Genomic DNA, 677 nt, shown 5'->3' on the forward strand with positions numbered 1-677 from the left:
TGTCGGAAGCGAACCGTGTGGCTTATGATAAGGCAGTAGACCGTTTCTACGTGAGCCGTATTTACGAGGAGGACATGCAGGACCGAGTGGAGAACGCGATGCGGGAAGGAAGAGAAAAAGGAATGCAGGAAGGAAGAGAAGAAGGTATAAAAGAAGGAAGAGAAGAAGGTATAAAAGAAGGAATGGCTAAAAGTAAACTGGAGGATGCACAAAACTTGAAACGTTTAGGCGTTTCTACAGATATCATAGCGAAAGCTACCGGGCTTAGTCCGGAAGAAATCGCATCATTATGATTTAGCGTGTTGAAAGCCAACAAATCCTGCGAGGCATACGGAAGAAAAGCATGGCGCACCGTTTCGGAAAGCCCGATACCCATGCGGGACACATACGGATGCAGGCTCAGGTTGGCGGCTATGCTGAACAACGGAAAGCAGAAGCGCATCTTGCTGTCGCATGTGGAGCCGCCACAGCCTGGACGGTACATGAGCGAGGACAAGGAGATGCTCAGGCAGGTTGATTATTTTTAGGGACTAGGTATCAGGTACTAGTGAACGAGGTTTTAGGATTAGGTACTAGGTAACAGGTACTAGGTAACTAGGTTTTAAATACATTCAGTAAAACTATTCAGAACCTCGTCAACTGGTACCTTGTCAGTAAGCAGTCAAAAAAAGGCTATT

1 protein-coding gene and 1 pseudogene are annotated in these 677 nt (G+C 46.5%); both read left to right on the forward strand.

Features of this window, described 5'->3' with window-relative positions:
* Nucleotides 1–293, forward strand: a pseudogene (locus B5F71_RS19590) (hypothetical protein); the annotation flags it as partial.
* 9 nt (nt 294–302) lie between these two features.
* A complete protein-coding gene (locus tag B5F71_RS20045; RefSeq protein ID WP_087250596.1) occupies nt 303–527 on the forward strand; it encodes a hypothetical protein in 225 nt (74 codons plus the stop codon).
* The last annotated feature ends 150 nt before the right edge of the window (nt 528–677 follow it).

This window comes from Bacteroides sp. An269, from assembly GCF_002159755.1.
Lineage (GTDB): Bacteria > Bacteroidota > Bacteroidia > Bacteroidales > Bacteroidaceae > Phocaeicola > Phocaeicola intestinalis.